Origin of the sequence: Nocardia amikacinitolerans (assembly GCF_900215415.1) — a bacterium.
In the GTDB taxonomy this organism is placed as follows: Bacteria; Actinomycetota; Actinomycetes; order Mycobacteriales; family Mycobacteriaceae; genus Nocardia; species Nocardia amikacinitolerans.
Genome location: NZ_OBEG01000004.1, coordinates 330214 through 347820 on the forward strand (window position 1 = coordinate 330214; position 17607 = coordinate 347820).

General features: G+C 68.2%; 15 protein-coding genes and 2 tRNA genes. 6 read left to right on the plus strand and 11 right to left on the minus strand.

The window, feature by feature from the left end:
- Window positions 1-12 precede the first annotated feature (12 nt).
- Window positions 13-510, minus strand: a complete 498-nt coding sequence (locus CRP45_RS19890; protein ID WP_097246332.1) for a pyridoxamine 5'-phosphate oxidase family protein — start codon at window positions 508-510, stop codon at window positions 13-15.
- Between the two features lie 79 nt (window positions 511-589).
- On the opposite strand from CRP45_RS19890, the gene CRP45_RS19895 reads away from it, so the two are divergent.
- The 3 genes from CRP45_RS19895 (at window position 590) to CRP45_RS19905 (ending at window position 3334) form a co-directional block, all read left to right on the plus strand.
- Window positions 590-1015, plus strand: coding sequence for a winged helix-turn-helix transcriptional regulator (locus CRP45_RS19895; RefSeq protein WP_097246333.1), 426 nt, complete (start codon window positions 590-592; stop codon window positions 1013-1015).
- A gap of 203 nt (window positions 1016-1218) precedes the next feature.
- On the plus strand, window positions 1219-1944 hold the full coding sequence (locus tag CRP45_RS19900; RefSeq protein WP_097246334.1) for a YoaK family protein: 726 nt from the start codon (window positions 1219-1221) through the stop codon (window positions 1942-1944).
- Between the two features lie 37 nt (window positions 1945-1981).
- Window positions 1982-3334, plus strand: coding sequence for a TIGR01777 family oxidoreductase (locus tag CRP45_RS19905; RefSeq protein WP_097246335.1), 1353 nt, complete (start codon window positions 1982-1984; stop codon window positions 3332-3334).
- 8 nt (window positions 3335-3342) lie between these two features.
- Here the strand turns inward: CRP45_RS19905 and CRP45_RS19910 are convergent, their stop codons facing one another.
- Window positions 3343-4179, minus strand: a complete 837-nt coding sequence (locus CRP45_RS19910; protein WP_097246336.1) for a MerR family transcriptional regulator — start codon at window positions 4177-4179, stop codon at window positions 3343-3345.
- A gap of 136 nt (window positions 4180-4315) precedes the next feature.
- Here CRP45_RS19910 and CRP45_RS19915 point away from each other — a divergent pair, with 136 nt between their 5' ends.
- The 3 genes from CRP45_RS19915 (at window position 4316) to CRP45_RS19925 (ending at window position 7565) form a co-directional block, all read left to right on the plus strand.
- Window positions 4316-4915, plus strand: a complete 600-nt coding sequence (locus tag CRP45_RS19915; RefSeq protein ID WP_097246337.1) for a lipocalin family protein — start codon at window positions 4316-4318, stop codon at window positions 4913-4915.
- A gap of 103 nt (window positions 4916-5018) precedes the next feature.
- Window positions 5019-6332 (plus strand): cryptochrome/photolyase family protein, encoded by a 1314-nt coding sequence (locus CRP45_RS19920; RefSeq protein ID WP_097246338.1) that lies wholly within the window; start codon window positions 5019-5021, stop codon window positions 6330-6332.
- 45 nt (window positions 6333-6377) lie between these two features.
- Window positions 6378-7565 (plus strand): DUF1444 domain-containing protein, encoded by a 1188-nt coding sequence (locus CRP45_RS19925; protein ID WP_097246339.1) that lies wholly within the window; start codon window positions 6378-6380, stop codon window positions 7563-7565.
- A gap of 50 nt (window positions 7566-7615) precedes the next feature.
- Here the strand turns inward: CRP45_RS19925 and CRP45_RS19930 are convergent.
- The 9 genes from CRP45_RS19930 to recF form a co-directional block, all read right to left on the minus strand.
- Window positions 7616-7688, minus strand: a tRNA-Ala gene (locus CRP45_RS19930).
- Window positions 7689-7712: 24 nt separating this feature from the next.
- Window positions 7713-7820: a DLW-39 family protein gene (locus CRP45_RS34280; protein WP_218018413.1), complete on the minus strand. Its 108-nt coding sequence runs from the start codon at window positions 7818-7820 to the stop codon at window positions 7713-7715.
- 29 nt (window positions 7821-7849) lie between these two features.
- Window positions 7850-7923 (minus strand) — tRNA-Ile (locus CRP45_RS19935).
- A 411-nt stretch (window positions 7924-8334) separates the two neighbouring features.
- The gene (locus CRP45_RS19940) at window positions 8335-9438 is read right to left on the minus strand and encodes a DUF3566 domain-containing protein (protein WP_097246340.1); all 1104 of its coding nucleotides are present in this window, start codon (window positions 9436-9438) and stop codon (window positions 8335-8337) included.
- Window positions 9439-9479: 41 nt separating this feature from the next.
- Window positions 9480-11993, minus strand: coding sequence for a DNA gyrase subunit A (gyrA, locus tag CRP45_RS19945; RefSeq protein WP_067786342.1), 2514 nt, complete (start codon window positions 11991-11993; stop codon window positions 9480-9482).
- A 55-nt stretch (window positions 11994-12048) separates the two neighbouring features.
- Window positions 12049-14094, minus strand: coding sequence for a DNA topoisomerase (ATP-hydrolyzing) subunit B (gyrB, locus tag CRP45_RS19950; protein WP_067786340.1), 2046 nt, complete (start codon window positions 14092-14094; stop codon window positions 12049-12051).
- A 303-nt stretch (window positions 14095-14397) separates the two neighbouring features.
- Window positions 14398-15303: an alpha/beta fold hydrolase gene (locus CRP45_RS19955; protein WP_097246341.1), complete on the minus strand. Its 906-nt coding sequence runs from the start codon at window positions 15301-15303 to the stop codon at window positions 14398-14400.
- Between the two features lie 185 nt (window positions 15304-15488).
- The gene (locus tag CRP45_RS19960; RefSeq protein WP_097246342.1) at window positions 15489-16052 is read right to left on the minus strand and encodes a DUF721 family protein; all 564 of its coding nucleotides are present in this window, start codon (window positions 16050-16052) and stop codon (window positions 15489-15491) included.
- 365 nt (window positions 16053-16417) lie between these two features.
- Window positions 16418-17599, minus strand: a complete 1182-nt coding sequence (gene recF, locus CRP45_RS19965; RefSeq protein ID WP_097246343.1) for a DNA replication/repair protein RecF — start codon at window positions 17597-17599, stop codon at window positions 16418-16420.
- Window positions 17600-17607 lie beyond the last annotated feature (8 nt).

Genomic DNA, 17607 nt, shown 5'->3' on the forward strand with positions numbered 1-17607 from the left:
CGACTCGGGCACTTACCCGGTCCGCGCGACCTCGACGGCGGGCTGCCAGATCCGGCTGCGCAGATCGGCGCCGCGAATCACCTGGACGCGCCACGGTTCCAACCGCATGATGTGCAGCGTCGGATCGTCGGGCGCGCGCCAGAACTGGCCGAGGTGATAGCCGGCGCCCGGCGGGCTGGTCTGCGCGTACAGGTCCCAGACCCGTCGGCGCGTTGCGAGGTCGTCCACCCACTCGGCCGTCGCGTCCACCGCGACGGAGTTGTTGCCGCGCGCCCAGTAGGAGAAGTTGACGTGCGGGTTCCGCGCGATGTGCGCCGCCTTGACCGGCGTCTTGTAGGTGGCGAGCCAGCCGAGCGGAGCCCCGTCGACCCGCTCCCAGACCGGGATGAGCACGCGGGTGCGCGGGCGGTTCTTGCTGTCGACAGTCACCATCGTCGCGTACACGATGCGCCCCACGTAGGCGTTGAACTCCGCCTCGATCTCGTCGAAATCCTCGACCTTCTGGGTCATGCCGAAGTCCTTTCGGTTCCCGATGCGACTGTCGGTTACTTCTTGTAACCAAGGGCATCATCGGACACCATGAAGAGCTATGGAAGACGGCACTTCTGAGTCACTCGGTTACTGCGCGGATACCGAGGACTACACCGCACGCCAGTGGGACACCCGCGAGGACTGCGATGTGCGCCAGATCCTCGACCGCATCGCCGACAAGTGGTCGCTGCTGACCATCGCGCTGCTCGCGGAACGCACCATGCGGTTCACCGAACTGCGCCGCGAGATCGACGGCGTCAGCCAGCGCATGCTCACCCGTACGCTGCGTCACCTGGAGCGCGACGGCCTGGTGCGACGCACCGTGTATCCGGTCGTCCCGCCGCGGGTCGAGTACGAACTGACACCGCTCGGCGGCAGCCTGCACGAGACCATCCAGGCGCTGGTCGCCTGGACCGAGGATCATCAGCGCGAGATCGCCGAGGCGCGCACCGCCTACGACGCGGCCGCTGCGGCGCCGGTGTGATCCGCAGATCCGCGGCCGGGCGACGGCAGCACAGTGCCGGTGTGATCCGGCAGGCCGAGTCCCAGCCGGGTGACGGCGTCGACAGCACAGCGCCGATGTGAGTCCGGCAAACCCCTGGACACACCCAGCGCCTGGTCAGCTGATTCTCAGGACGCGCGGGTATCACTGGGGAGGTCGCATCCACCGCGTGAGGAGTCTGACCTGTGAAACAGCCGGACGAGGTCCGCAGAAAGGAACTCTTCGACGCCGAGGCCCGACTCTCCTGGGTACTGGCCGCGCTGGCCGGTTTGATCGGCGCCGCGGCCTTCATGCACACCGCCGGCTACTTCGTCACCTTCATGACCGGCAACACCGAGCGCGCGGTACTCGGCGCGTTTCACGACGAACCCGACCTGGCCGTCGCGGCCGCGCTGCTGTTGACCGCGTTCCTGTCCGGCGTGGTCGTGGCCTCCTGGTGTCGCAGGCACTACTGGTCGGGTCATCCGCACGGACCCACCCTGCTCACGACCGTGTGCCTCGCCCTGGCCTCGATCATCGACCTGGTTCTCTACAACGTGACCGATACGTCCCGGATCGATTTCGTCCCGATCCTGTTCGTCGCCTTCGGCGTCGGCGCGCTGAACACCTCGTTCGTCAAGGACGGCGAGGTCTCGGTGCCGCTCAGCTACGTCACCGGGACGCTGGTCAAGTTGGGCCAGGGCATCGAACGCCACATCGGCGGCGGCGATTACGCCGACTGGCTCGGCTATTTCCTGCTGTACCTGTCCTTCGGGCTCGGCGCGCTGATCGGCGGTCTGCTGAGCTTGCTGGTCGCGGGCTGGGCGATGCTGATCACGGCGACGGTGGTGTGCCTGCTCGTCACCGGCTACACGTACCTGCACCTGGACAAGCACGGTCCGCTGCCGATCGAGAAGCCGAACGACGCATAAACGCTTCATCCGAGCGGCACGCGACTACAGTCGAGACATGGGCATCGAGTGCTCGAGCGTTGTCGCCGCGCCCCGGTCCGAAGTCTTCGCCTGGTACGCGCGCCCAGGCGCGTTCACCAGGCTCGCGCCGCCGTGGCAGCCGGTCTCCCCGATCGCCGAGGCCGATTCGCTGGCGGGCGGACGCGCCGTGCTCGGCCTGCCCGGCGGGTTGCGCTGGGTGGCGCGGCACGATCCCGACGGCTACCTCCCACCGCAACGCTTCGTCGACGCCGTCGCCGCGAACGGGCTCGCCTCGCTGCCCGCCGCGGGGCTGCTCCGCTGGCGGCACGTGCATGAATTCGAGGAGGTCGACGCCCGCCACACGCGCGTGATCGATCGGGTGCGGACGCCGATTCCCGAGTTCGTGCTTCGCCCGATGTTCGACTACCGGTACCGCCAGCTGGCCGACGACCTGCTCGCCCACCACCGCGCCGCCGAGCACGGCTTCGGTCCGGCGACCATCGCGGTGACGGGCGCGTCCGGCCTGGTCGGCACCGCGCTGTGCGCCTTTCTGAGTACCGGCGGCCACCGCGTGCTGCGGCTGGTGCGTCATCCGGCCCGCACGCCCGAAGAACGCCAGTGGAATCCCGCCCATCCCGACCCCGCGCTGTTCGACGGTGTCGACGCGGTGGTGCACCTGGCGGGCGCGTCGATCGCGGGACGGTTCACCGAGGGGCACAAGCGGGCGATCGCCGACAGCCGGATCCAACCGACCCGCAAGCTGGCCGAACTCGCCGCGCGCTCCGGACTTTCGGCATTCGTCAGCGCCTCCGCCATCGGCTACTACGGCTACGACCGCGGCGACGAGACGCTCACCGAGGAGGCGGACTGGGGCGACGGCTTTCTAGCCGACGTGGTCGCGAACTGGGAGGCGGCGACCCGCCCCGCCGAGAAGGCCGGAGTGCGGACGGTCCGAATCCGCACCGGCATCGTGCAGTCCCCGCGCGGCGGCACCCTGCGGCTGCTGCGCCCGCTGTTCACCGCGGGCCTCGGCGGACGGATCGGGGACGGCAGCCAATGGCTGTCCTGGATCGCGCTCGACGACCTGGTCGACGTCTACCACCGCGCGCTGTGGGACGAATCCCTCGCGGGAGCGGTCAACGCCGTCGCGCCGTATCCGGTACGCAACAGCGAATACACCGAGGTGCTGGCCCGCGTGCTGCACCGTCCGGCTCTCCTTCCAGTGCCAGACTTCGGCCCGAACCTGCTGCTCGGCAAGCAGGGCGCGCGCGAACTCGCCGCCGCGGGCCAGCGTGTACTGCCGACCCGGCTGGTCGCGGCGGGGCACGAATTCCGAACTCCCGGCCTCGACGCGGCGCTGCGTCACCTGCTCGGGCGGACCAGGCACTAACAGGGAATTCAGCGCAGCCGATCGACGGCGTCCGCCAAACTCGCCACCCGCACAGCGGCTTCCGGCAAGATCACGTCGTCCCAACCAGGACCGCCGAGGAACACCCGCGCACCCGCCGCGAGGCACGCACGAACGGCCGAGGTCAACGCCGTGGATTCGCGCTGCGACCAGAGCAGCACCGCGGCCGGATCCCGCTGCCTGGCAAGCGCGTCCACCAACGCCGCGGTCGGAACATCGGGCCCGAGCATCCGCGCGCCGACGCCGCGTTCGGCCAGCGCGGCCCGCAGCACATCGAGTGGCAGCGAATGTGTTTCACCGCTGGTGCAGGCGAGCACTGTACCCGCGGGGCCGACCGGCGGATTCGTTCGTTGCATGGCGGCCGCGACACACCAGGACAGCAGGTGTTCGACATCGACGCACCCCTCGCCGCTGCCTTGCCGCGCCACGATCTCGGCAAAAGCCGGGCGGCACAGGCGTTCCCAGGTGTCGACCACGCCGTGGGCGCGAACGTGCGATTCGACGAAGGCGGTGACCGTGCCCGTCTCCAAGGCGAACGCGGCGGCGAGCAGCGCGGTCCGATCGCCGAGCGCCAGCACGGGCCCGCGTGCGGCCGCGGCGGCGCCCGCCGGGCTCGCGCCGCCGCGGATCAGTTCGAGCATCCGCTCCAGCAGCGCGATGTCGGATTCGGTGTAGAGGCGGTGACGACCGGGGCGATCCTGGGCGGGCCCGATCTCGTAGCGGCGGTTCCAGCTGCGCAGCGTCGCCGTCGGGATGCCGAGACGCTCGGCCACCGCGCGCACCGTGTAACCGGCCGCGTCGGGAACGGAGGCGGAACCGGCGGTCATCGTCTCATTCTGCCCGGTCGGTGTCGTCCAGTTCCGCATGGACGCCCGGATTCGCGTCGGGCCCGACGGAAAACTTGCATCGTTTCTGCATCGTTGACTGATATCATGGCCAGAGTCGCCAATCCGAGGAGGTCCCATGGACTCGCGCCGAACAACACGATGGTGTGCGCGTCTCGCGACCGCAGTCGTCGCGGTCGCCGGTGCGGCAACCGGAACGGCCACGGCCGAGCCGCCCGCCCCGGTGCCCAGTTTGGAACTCGACCGCTACCTCGGCCAGTGGCGGCAGCTCGCCGCGATACCGCAGTACTTCAACCTGGCCTGCGCCCGCGACACCACCGCCGACTACGCGCTGGACCCGCGCGGCGACATCGCCGTGCACAATCGCTGCATCACTTGGACCGGTACGGTCAACGAGATCCGCGGCACCGCGCGGGTGAACGATCGAGCGACGAACGCGCAGTTGCACGTCAGCTTTCCCGGCGTCCTCACCCAGGATCAATTGGACGGTCCGACGAACTACATCGTGACCGCGCTCGGCCCGGACTATTCGTGGGCCCTCGTGACCGACCCGGACCGCACCTCGGGCTTCGTGCTCGCCCGCGAACCCGCGCTGGATGAGCAATCCTGGTCGGACGTGCGGGCGGCGATCGTCGCGGCGGGCCAAGACTCGTGCTTCTACCTCACCTCGCCGACGACAGGCGGGTTGTCCACGATCGAGCCGCTGTGCACAGCGTGATGTTCGACAGCGTGCGGACCCCGCGAGGGTCGCGTTCGCGCCGGTACGGAAGAGCCGCCCGTGCCCGCGCGGCGCGACCCTCGTGGGGCCCGGGGGCCGACCGATGACCACCTCGGTGGCGCTGTTCACCCGCGACCTGCGGGTGCACGACAATCCGGTGCTCACCGCGGCGCACCGGACGGGCGACACGGTGGTGCCGCTGTTCGTCGTCGACCGCGAGCTGGTGCCGGATCGCTGCCCGCCCAACCGCGCCCACTTCCTCGCGGCCGCCCTCGCCGAACTCGACGACGAACTCCGTGCGATCGGCGGACGACTGGTACTGCGCCGCGGTGACGTGGTGGACGAGGTCGATCGCGTCGTCGCCGAAACCGGCGCCGCCGGCGTGCATCTCGCCGAGGACGTGAGCGGGTACAGCCGATCGCGAGCGCGGAGACTGCGAGAACACTTGCGGGACCGTGACTGTCGCGTCGACGAGCACGCCGCCACCGTCACCGCGGTCGACCCGGAGCTGCTCGTGCCGTCCACCGGTCGCGATCACTTCTCGGTCTTCACTCCCTACTTCCGGCGGTGGACCGAAGCGCACCGGCGCAAGCCCCTCGGCAAACCACGTGCCCTCACCCTGCCGCGAATAGCGGGCGACCCGCTGCCGAAGCCCGAGGATCTGTGCACGGGTGAATCCTCGCCGCACTTGGCCGTCGGCGGCGAGACGACGGGCCGGAAACTGCTGCGTGACTGGCTGTCCGGTCCGCTGGCCGACTACGCGCGGCTCGGCGACGATCTGGCCGCCGACGCCACCTCCCACCTCTCGCCCTACCTGCACTTCGGCTGCCTGTCCCCCGCCGAGGTTGTGCACCGCGTCGACATGTCGACCGAGGGTGGTCAGGCCTTCGCGAGGCAATTGGCTTGGCGCGACTTCCACCACCAGCACCTCGCCGCCCGGCCCGAGGCCGCCTGGCACGACTACCGCGCGCGCCAGATCCGATGGCGCGACGATCCGCGCGCGGTCGACGCCTGGCGGGATGGCCGCACCGGTTATCCGATCGTCGACGCGGGCATGCGCCAGCTGCGCGCCGAGGGCTGGATGCCCAATCGCGCACGACTCATCACGGCCAGCTTCCTCACCAAATCCCTTCGGGTGCATTGGCGCATCGGCGCGGCCCACTTCCTGCACTTGCTCGTCGACGCCGACCTCGCCAACAACCAGCTCAACTGGCAGTGGGTGGCGGGCACCGGCACCGACACCAGGCCGAATCGCGTGCTCAACCCACTGCGCCAAGCCAAGCGCTACGACCCCGACGGCGATTACGTCCGCCGTTGGATACCCGAACTCGCGCACCTGGAGGGGCCGCGTATCCATCTGCCGTGGCGCGCGGACGCCGACTACCCCGCCCCGATCATCGACTGCGTCGGCATGTGAGCGCACCGGGCTGCGCTTGTCGGCCCCGGTGATTACGTTGGCCGAGTGGACAATTCACCAACTCCGACGCCGAGCGAGTTCGCCGCGTTGGTGCGCCGCAAGCTCGACGACCTCGGCATCGATGGCGCGAAGTACCAACCCGAGGAGTTCTGCTTCGAACTACCCGATGGCCTGGTCGTCAACCTGCACAACATCTTTCGCGATACCGCCGACCTGACGGCCGAGGACCGGTCGGAGCGCGTCACGCGGTTCCTCTCGGCGTTGCGCGCCGACGAGGAAGTCCCGACGGATTGGGAAAGCGCGCGGCCCACGTTGTTTCCGGTGCTGCGCCCGTCTACCTACGGCGGGCAGGCCATGCGCCCGCTCTCGCGCCCGGCCTTTCCTTTCATCGACGAGCTGATCGCGATCGATATGCCCGAAAAGCGCGTCCTCGTCACCACCGATCACGTGGCGGGTTGGGGCGTCACCGTTTTCGAGGTGTTCGAGACCGCGCGGGAGAACCTCGCCGCGAAACCGCCTTCGATCGACCTGTCCGATGGCGGGCTCACCCGCATCGTCGACACCGGCGACTTCTACGCGACGTCCTGGCCGCTCCTCCCTGGCTGGCTCGCCTCGCTCGGCGCCGAGGGCCGCCGCGCGGTCGCCTTCATCCCGGAAGACGACGCCCTCATCCTCACGCTGGACGAGCCAGAACTCCTCGAGCAGCTCTTCGACGCCGTGGAGGACCAGTACGTCGACGCGGTGCGCCGCCTCTCCCCGCAGGCCTACACCACCGACGAGCGCGGTGTGGTCGTCCCGTTCGACCGGGCAGGCCCGCATCCGCAGCTGCCCGCCGCCAATCGGGCGCGCTGCGGCCTGGCCACCACCGAGTACCAGGCGCAGCACCAGGAGCTCATGGAGGCGCTGGAGGAGGAAGACGGCTTCGCGCCGTTCGGCATCGATCCCGCGTACCCCTGCGAGCTCCTCTTCGCGCACAGCGACAGCGGTTTCTACACCATCGCTCCCTGGGCCGCCGAGATCGATACCCTGCTTCCTGAAGCCGATTACATCGACCTCTGCCTGACCGACGACAACGACGAGATCATCGAAACCCTCGCGATCCCCTTCGCCACCCTCGCCGCCAACGCCGACCTCGTCCCGGTCCGCACCCTCTCCCCACCCCGCTACCTGGCCAAAACCTGGCCCGACACCCCCACCTTGGCCCGCCTGCGCGCCGCCGCCGTCGACCTCTAGCCCGGAAACGAGAATCGGCGCGTGCTCTGAACGAGCACGCGCCGGTTGAGTGGAGCCTAGGGGAATCGAACCCCTAACCCCTGCCTTGCAAAGGCAGTGCTCTGCCAATTGAGCTAAGGCCCCGAGTCCCCGAGGGTGGAATGATTTTCAGCGGGTGGTGACCTCGTGCCACAGGTCCGCTTCGTCACGCTTGCGCAGCTTGGTGATTCCGAAGAGAACCGCGACCACGACGCCGACCGTGAGGAGAATCTTCATGGTTCCCACCCTACTGTCATGTTTGGGAGTGGGCCTAGGAGGACTTGAACCTCCGACCTCTTCGTTATCAGCGAAGCGCTCTAACCGCCTGAGCTATAGGCCCGTGTGGCATCTGTTCAATGTCAAGTACCTGAACCCGCCGAGGAGAAAGGTTACCCGACGCCACCGTAATCAACCAAAACGGCTGGTAGCGGGCTCAGCGCGACCACCTGCCGCAGCGTCGCCACCACGACGACCGTCGTGCTGACGTGGGTACCTCCCGCCCCTCGAACGACAACGGCCGGCGCCGACCTGCCACGGTCTCCCACCACGCGAACGGCGACGGTCGGCGTCGACCTGGCGGGAACTCCCGCGCCCCACGCCCGCGTCGACCTGGCGTGAGCCCCTACGAATGACAACGGCCGGTACCGCCCTCAAGGGAGGTACCGGCCGCGGCCGAGAAGTTTCGCGGACCGGGTAGATCCGGCTTCGCTCCAGCCGTGCGCGGAGCCGACGACGAACGCCCGCTTACGGACTAGTCCGGGTCCGCCAGCGTCACCTGAATACCGCCGACCAGATCACAGCACTGGTTGTAGATGAACGTGCCGACGGTGCCGAGCGCGGTGAACAGCACCACGTTGATCAGCCCGATGACGCCCGCGTAGCCGAACACCGTGCCCGCGTCGATCAGGCCCACCGAGCCGCTGTCCTGGGACACCATGTCGGTGAAGGTGTTGTTCAGCCGCTCCCACACGCCCATGCCCTCGAGCACGATGTAGAGCAGGCCGACGGCGAGCATCCACACGAAGAACAGCGCCACGCTGATCACCAGCGAGATCTTCAGCGTCGACCAGGGGTCGATGCGGCGGATCTGCACGGTGGCGCGCAGCGGCTCGCCGGAGGCGACGGCCGCCGCGACCGCGACCGGCGCCGCGGGCGAGATGTGCGCCTGCGGGCTCATGCCGACCGGCTCGGGGTGCGGTAGCGGGTGCCGGATCTCGGACAGGTCGGGCATGTCCTTGATCAGTTCCGGCCGCGCGATGCTGCGTGTGGGTCCGTCGATGCCGACCGACTTCACCATCGCCGCTTCCTTGCGCGCCGCCTTGGCCGCGAGGTCGGCCGTGGTGCGCGCGTTGGTGACGCCGCCGTTCAGACCGACATTGCCCGCGCCGCCCGAACCGGCGCCGAGCCCGCCGCCACCGTCCGCGGGCGGCCTGCCCGCCACCGGCGCCTGACCGGGGCGGTACAGGTTCGACTGCGGCTCGCGCTGCGGCAGCTGCGACCAACCGTCCTTGTACTGCGACTGACCGCCGCCCGGCGCGGATTTCGCACCGTCGGGACCGCCGGATTCACCGGGCGAACCCATCCGAACGGTCTCCTGATCGAACCCTTCCTGCCCGCCGCCGGACTCCGGCGCGCCCTTGGGCGCTCCCTGGTTGGGCGCGCCCTGCTTGGGCCCGAAATCGCCCTGCTGGCCGACGTTCTGCTGCGGCTGGCCACCCTGCTGGCCCCCGCCCGGCTGTCCGGTTTCGCCCGCGCCGGGCCGGGGGATCGGCCGCGGCGGAATCGGAGACGGTGCGATCCGTTCGGTCACACCGTTCGTCTGGTGTCCGTCATTCGGCTGATTCGGAGTGGTCAATGGGAATCCTTAGATCCGTTCGTTGCCGCCGCTTGGAAGGGTTACTGCTCAGAGGAACCGGTGTCGTCGCCACCGTCGACCTGATCGGGCTCGTCGGCGTTGCGCGCGATAGCAAGCAACGTATCGCCCTCGGCGAGGTTCATCAATCGCACGCCCTTGGTCTGTCGCCCAGCCTTACGAACCTGCTTTGCCGCCGTCCGGATGACTCCACCGACGGAGGTGATCGCGTAGAGCTCATCCTCGTCGTCGACGATGAGCGCACCGACCAGAGTGCCACGCCTGGCGTCGAACTGGATAGTCAATACACCTTTACCGCCGCGTCCCTGCGCGGTGTACTCCTCGATCGCGGTGCGCTTCGCGTAGCCGCCCGAGGTCGCCACCAGCAGATACGTTTCCGGCCGAACGACGTTGAGCGACAACAGTTCGTCCTCGGCGTTGAACCGCATGCCCTGCACGCCGGAGGTGGCGCGTCCCATCGGACGCAGCGCCTCGTCGGTGGCCGAGAAGCGGATCGACTGACCCTGCGCCGAGACGAGCAGCAGATCGTCGTCGGCGGAGCAGAGCACCGCGCCGACAAGCTCGTCCTCGTCGCGCAGGTTCACCGCGACGATGCCGCCGCTGCGGTTGGAATCGAAGTCCGAGAGCCTCGACTTCTTCACCAGACCATTCTTGGTGGCCAGCACCAGATACGGGGCATCTTCGTAGGATTTGATCTGAATGATCTGTGCGATCTTCTCGTCCGGCTGGAAGGCGAGCAGGTTGGCCACGTGCTGACCGCGGGCGGTCCGGTTCGCCTCGGGCAGCTCGTACGCCTTGGCGCGGTAGACCCGGCCCTTGTTCGTGAAGAACAAAAGCCAGTCGTGCGTCGAGGTGACGAAGAAGTGCTTGACGATGTCGTCCTGCTTGAGACCCGCGCCCTGCACGCCCTTGCCGCCGCGCTTCTGCGAGCGGTAGAGGTCGGTCTTGGTGCGCTTGGCGTAACCGGTCTCGGTGATGGTGACGACCACGTCCTCGCGGGCGATCAGGTCCTCGTCGGCCACGTCGCCGTCGGCGGCGATGATGCGGGTGCGCCGCTCGTCGCCGTACTTCTCGACGATCTCGGCCAGCTCGTCGCGCACGATCGCGCGCTGACGTTCCGGTTTGTCCAGAATGTCCTTGTAATCGGCGATTTCGCTTTCGATCTTGGCCAGATCGTCGACGATCTTCTGCCGCTCCAAGGCGGACAGACGCCGCAGCTGCATGTCGAGGATGGCGGTGGCCTGGATCTCGTCGATCTCGAGCAGCTGCATCAGGCCCGTACGCGCGGTGTCGGTGTTGGCCGAACGCCGGATCAGCGCGATGACTTCGTCGAGCGCGTCGAGCGCCTTGACCAGACCGCGCAGGATGTGAGCCCGCTCCTCGGCCTTGCGCAGCAGGTAGCGGGTGCGCCGGACGATGACTTGCAACTGGTGATCGACGTAGAGCCGGATCATCTGGTCCAGGCGCAGCGTGCGCGGCACGCCGTCGACGATGGACAGCATGTTGGCGCCGAAGCTGGTCTGCAGCTGGGTGTGCTTGTACAGGTTGTTGAGCACCACCTTGGCGACGGCATCGCGCTTGACCGTCACCACGATTCGCATGCCCGCGCGGTCGGAGGACTCGTCGTGGATATCCGAGATACCCGCGATCTTGCCGTCCTTCACCTGCTCGGCGATCGAGTTGATGAAGTTGTCGGTGTTGACCTGGTACGGCAGCTCGGTGATGACGATCGTGGTGCGACCGCGGTTGTCCTCTTCGATCTCCACAACACCGCGCATGCGGATCGAGCCGCGACCGGTGGTGTAGGCGTCGTTGATGCCCTGGTTGCCGACGATCAGGCCGTGGGTCGGGAAGTCCGGGCCCTTGACCCGCTCCATGCACGCGGCGAGGGTGCTCTCCTCGTCGGCGTCGTAGTTCTCCAGCGCCCAGTAGATCGCCTCGGCGAGCTCGTTCAGGTTGTGCGGCGGGATGTTGGTCGCCATACCGACCGCGATGCCGTTGGAGCCGTTCATCAACAGGTTCGGCACCCGGCTGGGGAGAACCACCGGCTCCTGCGAACGACCGTCGTAGTTCGGCGTGAAATCGACCGTCTCGTGGTCGATCTCGCGCAGCAGCTCCATCGCGAGCGGCGTCAGGCGGCACTCGGTGTATCGCATGGCGGCCGCGCCGTCGTTGCCGCGGGAACCGAAGTTGCCCTGGCCGTCGACCAGCGGGTAGCGCAGCGACCACGGCTGCGCCATGCGGACCAGGGTGTCGTAGATCGACGCGTCACCGTGCGGGTGGTAGTTACCCATGGTCTCCGCGACCGGGCGCGCGGACTTCACGTAGCCGCGGTCCGGGCGGTACCCGTTGTCGTACATCGCGTAGAGCACGCGCCGGTGCACCGGCTTGAGGCCGTCGCGCACGTCGGGGAGCGCGCGGCCGACGATCACGCTCATCGCGTAATCGATGTAGCTGCTCTGCATTTCGTTCTGGATGTCGACCGGCTCGATCCGGTCGCCTGCACCGCCGTTCGGTGGCAGCGTTGTCTCAGTCATGCGGTCTCCTTAGCGGGGCGTGAAAAGGCTCGATAACAGCGGGTTCTCACGCCGGCTACACGTCGAGGAAGCGAACGTCCTTGGCATTGCGGGTGATGAAGCTGCGACGCGCCTCGACGTCCTCGCCCATCAAAACGGAGAACAGCTCGTCGGCCGCGGCCGCGTCGTCGAGCGTCACTTGACGAAGCACCCGCACCGCCGGGTCCATCGTGGTCTCCCACAGCTCCTTGGCGTTCATCTCGCCGAGACCCTTGTAGCGCTGGACGCCGTCGTCCTTGTTGATCTTCTTGCCCGCGGCGAGACCCGCCTCGAGCAGGCCGTCGCGCTCACGGTCGGAGTAGGCGAACTCCGGATCGCTGCGCTGCCACTTGAGCTTGTACAGCGGCGGCTGCGCCAGGTAGACGTGGCCGTGCTCGACCAGCGGGCGCATGAAGCGGAACAGCAGCGTCAGCAGCAGGGTCGAGATGTGCTGGCCGTCCACGTCGGCGTCGGCCATCAGCACGATCTTGTGATAGCGCAGCTTGGCGATGTCGAACTCGTCGTGGATACCGGTGCCGAACGCGGTGATGATCGACTGGACCTCGTTGTTCTTGAGGACCCTGTCGATGCGCGCCTTCTCGACGTTGATGATCTTGCCGCGCAGCGGGAGGATCGCCTGGTACATCGAGTCGCGGCCGGACTTGGCCGAGCCACCGGCGGAGTCGCCCTCCACGATGTAGATCTCGGACTTGCTCGGGTCCTTGGAACGGCAGTCGGCCAGCTTGCCGGGCAGACCGCCCAGGTCGGTGGCGGACTTGCGGCGGACGAGCTCGCGCGCCTTGCGGGCCGCGACGCGCGCCTGGGCCGAGGAGACGGCCTTCTGCACGATGGTCTTCGCGTCGGCCGGATTGGCCTCGAACCAGTGCGCGAGGTGCTCGTTGCATGTCCGCTGCACGAACGACTTGACCTCGGTGTTGCCGAGCTTGGTCTTGGTCTGGCCCTCGAACTGCGGGTCGGAGATCTTCACGCTCACGATCGCGGCGAGACCCTCGCGGATGTCGTCGCCGGTGAGGTTGCCGTCCTTCTCCTTGAGCAGCTTCTTGTCTTTGGCGTACTTGTTCACCACCGTGGTGAGCGCGGCGCGGAAGCCCTCTTCGTGGGTACCGCCCTCGTGGGTGTTGATGGTGTTGGCAAAGGTGTGGACAGATTCCGAATAGCCGGAATTCCACTGCATCGCGACCTCGAGCTCGTGCCCGGTGCCCTTGCCGGTGAAGCCGACGACCGAGTTGTGGATCGGCTGCTTCGTGCGGTTGAGGTGCTTGACGAAGTCCTCGAGCCCGCCCGGGTAGTGGTAGGTGCGGACCTTGACCTTCGGCTCCTCGGCGACGGGCGCGTTCTCGTCGAGATGCTTGGGCGCCTCCGCGGTGTCGCTGACGACCTCGTCGGTCACCTCGCTCTCGGAGACCCGCTCGTCGGTGAGGGTGATGGTGAGGCCCTTGTTCAGGAACGCCATCTCCTGCAGACGCCGCGCGACCGTCTCGAAGTTGAAGGTCGTCGTCTCGAAGATCTCCGGATCGGGCCAGAACCGGATGGTGGTTCCGGTGCGCTTGGTCGCCTCGCCCTGCACCAGTTTGCCCGGCTTGGAGTCCTTGTACTCCTGGGTCCAGTGGTATCCGTCGTTGTCGATCTCGGCCTCGAGCCGGGTCGACAGCGCGTTCACCACCGAGATGCCGACGCCGTGCAGACCGCCGGATACCGAGTACGCCTCGGAGTCGAACTTGCCGCCCGCGTGCAGCTGGGTCATGACCACCTCGATGGTGGGGATGCCCTGCGCGTGCATGCCGGTCGGGATGCCGCGGCCGTCGTCGACCACCTCGACGCCACCGTCGGCAAGCAGCTTCACATCGACGCGCGTGGCGTAGCCCGCCATCGCCTCGTCGACGGAGTTGTCGACGACTTCCCAGATCAGGTGGTGCAGGCCGCGCTCACCGGTCGAGCCGATGTACATGCCCGGGCGCTTGCGGACGGCCTCGAGTCCCTCGAGGACGGTGATGGAGGAGGCACCGTAGTCCTGCTTGCCCGATGTCGCCTTGGTCGAATCGTTGGAGTCCTTGGCAGCCACTGGTCGGTAGCTCTCCTTACTTGCTGACCCCGGCGCAACGATCGCCACAGCGCAAGCGCGGCCCGTGTCTTGACAGGTCGAGATTCACGGGCCCACGCGGGGGCTGTGCGGAACGCACCGAAGGGTTCGCCGCTAGTTACGTCACCATCCTACTGGTAGACCCGCGCCACAATGCACCTACGACACCCCTGACGGCTTCATGGCTGCGAGAAATCGACCGGCGACGAGTCCGGTCTTCCTCGCGACCGTTTCAGGGACTCTCAGATGTGCTCAGCACGCCGTGCCGAACGGTCGCCGCGATCATCAGGAGACCGCGACCCGTTCGACGAATTCGGCGGTGCGGTCGGCGAGCGCATCGGGGTGCGAGATCGGCGACCAGTGCCGGGCCGCGATCTCGGTGCGGGTCAGGTTGCCGACCCACTGCTCAGCCTCGGCGTGCACCACCGGACGCACCGCGCGGTCGCCGGTCGAGACGATCAGCTGCACCGGGACACCGATCGGGCGCGGGCGCGGATTACGCAGGCGCCCACGGATATTCGCGCGGTAGAGCTTGAGGTTGTTGATCATGTCGGCGCGCAACGTCGGCGCGGTCTGCACCAGCTCGGGGTCGAGCCCGTCGAAGAAGGCGAGGAAGCGCGGCCAGCGTCCGGACAGCGCGCGCAGCACCGGATTGGGCAGGCCGGGAATCTGGAAGGCGACGGTGTACGCCGAGGCGATGCCCTGCGCGAGCGCCCCGCGCAGCCGCGCCGCCGAGAACGGGCCGCGCAGGTACGCGCCGAGGAAGTCGAGGTTCGGGCCGGAGACGGAACTGAACGACGCGATCCTGGATTCGGCGTCGGGGTCGCTGACGAGCTCCCAGCCGATCACCGAACCCCAGTCGTGCCCGAGCACGTGCACGCGCTGCCCGGGAGCCACCGCGTCGACGACCGCGCGGACGTCGGCGGCCAGTTCCTCGATGCGATAGGCCGAGACCTGGGCGGGCACCGTGCTGTCACCCGCGCCGCGGTTGTCGAAGGCGATGACGCGATAGCGATCGGCCAGGCGGGCGGCGACGCGATTCCACAGGATGTGGGTGTCGGGCCAGCCGTGCACGAGCAGGACGGGCGTGCCCGTGGGATCGCCGCATTCGAACACCGCGAGCTCGACGTCGCCGCGGCGGACGGTGGTGGTGGCCGTGGCGGGGAACGGGCCCGCGGTGCTGATCGTCATCGATCCGTTTCTCCTGTGCATATTCGATCCGGGCCGCAGGCGCGGAATCGGACGTTCCACGGGAATCCGCAGGTCCCGAGGCTGGGGACTGTGGAGATACCTGTGGATATGTGGATAAACGTAACATCGAGTATCGGGTAGTTGCCAGAGTGGCCGCCGACTCCGGCGCGACCAGCCCTCGCCGATCAGCCGTAGGTGTCGCGCGGACCGCGGCCCTTGATGTGCCGCTCCCCCTTACGCCAACTCGGCGCGGCTGGGCCGGAGATCTTCAACTGCGTCACCACACCATGACCGACGGCGGCGTTGATCTTCGCCAGGATCTGGCCCTGCAACATGCGCAGCTGGGTCGCCCACGCGGTGGACTCGGCGGCGATGCTCAGCACACCGTCCTTCAGCGCGATCGGAGTGGCGTGCGAGGCGATGTCCTCGCCGACGACACCCGCCCAGCGCCCGAGCACTGTGCCTTCGGCGACCTTGCCGTCCCAGCCCCTGCTCTTGGCGATGCGGGTGGCGAGCTGGGACAGCAGCTGGGGATCGCGATCGTCCGGGCGCGCGCCGGACCAGCCCGTGCGCCTGCGGCCGCCGGTGCGCAGCTTCCGTACCGGCGAGGCACGACCCTGGCCTACCGACTTTCCGCTGGCCTTCGCCGCGGCGCGAGCCTCCTCCAATGCGCGCCTTGCCAGATCGATGCCGCGCAGCTGCGGCTCGCCGCCGGGCTGCTGTGCGCCCGGTTCGGGCTGGTCGGTCATCGTCCCGCTCCGTTCGACCCTCGGGTTTGTCCCCAGATCTTGCTCTGTTGTCCCCAGCCGGTGCGCGGCCGGGTTCGGCGCCGAAACGCCCGGTCGGCATGATCGCCGGACCGGTGTCGAACGCCTGTTCGTGGCGTTTTCAGGAACCACGGCGGCGACTGTCGAACGATCACCGCAGCACCTTGGGAAACGCCTCGGGGGCAAGGTTCTCCACAGGTACTGGGGATGAATCGGCGGCTCCGACCAGGCCCCGGTGCAGGGCAACTGTACGGGAGCCCGCCGACGAACCGTCGCAGACGGCCCTTCTGCGTCGGCATTCCCCACCTGTGCACAACCCGGCTGGCCATCTGTGGAGACCGTGCGATTCAGGCGAAGCCGGGCGCGGGCTCGTCGATGCGGGAAGTGCGGTGCGCGGCCTCTCCGCTGGTCTCCACCCGCAACGGCACCGCGGCAAGCTCGGCGGGCACGTCCTCGGGGACGGCGGCCGTGATCAACACCTGTTCGGCGCCCGCCGCCACTTCCGCGAGCGCGGTGCGTCGGCGGCGGTCCAGCTCGGCGAAGACGTCGTCCAGCAACAGCACCGGCTCCGCTCCGGTGGTCCGGAGCAACTCGAACGCGCCGAGCCGAAGGGCGAGAGCGAAGGACCAGGACTCGCCGTGACTGGCGAAGCCCTTGGCGGGCGCGTCACCGAGTATCAACTCGAGGTCGTCGCGGTGCGGGCCGACCAGGCAGACGCCGCGGTCCAGCTCCTTGGACCGCGCCGCGGCGAGCTCGCGCAACACGATCCCCTCCAGCGCGGCGACGTCGTCGGCCTGCGGCTCCCTGGCCGGATCGAGGAAGTCCGGTGGAAGATACGAGCTGCGGTATCCGATTGCGGCGGGCCGGGATTCGGGCGCGATCGACCGATAGGACTGTGCCAGATGGGGATACAGGTCGTGCACCAGCCGTAACCGCTCGGCGAGCAGCACCGAGGCGTGCGCGGCCAAATGCCCGTCCCACACGTCGAGTGTCCCCAGGTCGGTCTTCGATCTGGCTTGCCGCCCAGCGGTTTTCAACAGGGCGGAGCGCTGCCGCAGCACCCGGTCGTAGTCCGAGCGCACACCAGCCAACCTGGGGAGCCGGGCTGTGCACAACTCGTCGAGAAACCTGCGGCGCTCCCCCGGGTCGCCGCGCACGAGCGCGAGATCCTCCGGCGCGAACAGCACCGTTTGCAGAATGCCGAGAATCTCGCGCGTTCTGCGCACCGGCGACCGGTTGATCTGCGCGCGATTGGCCGCGCCTTGATTCAGCTCGACATCGATCCGCAGTTCGCGGCCGGTGTTGACCACCGTCGCACCGATTCGCGCCCGCTGCGCGCCCATCCGGATCAGCGGCGCGTCGGCGGCCACCCGATGGGAACCGAGCGTGGCGAGGTAGCCGATCGCCTCGAGCAGGTTGGTCTTGCCGTTGCCGTTCGATCCCAAGAAAACCGTTCGGCCTGGGGATAATTCGAGTTCCGCGTGCTCCCAGGAGCGGAAGTCGCGCAGCGACAGCGCTCGGATGAACATTCGCTACA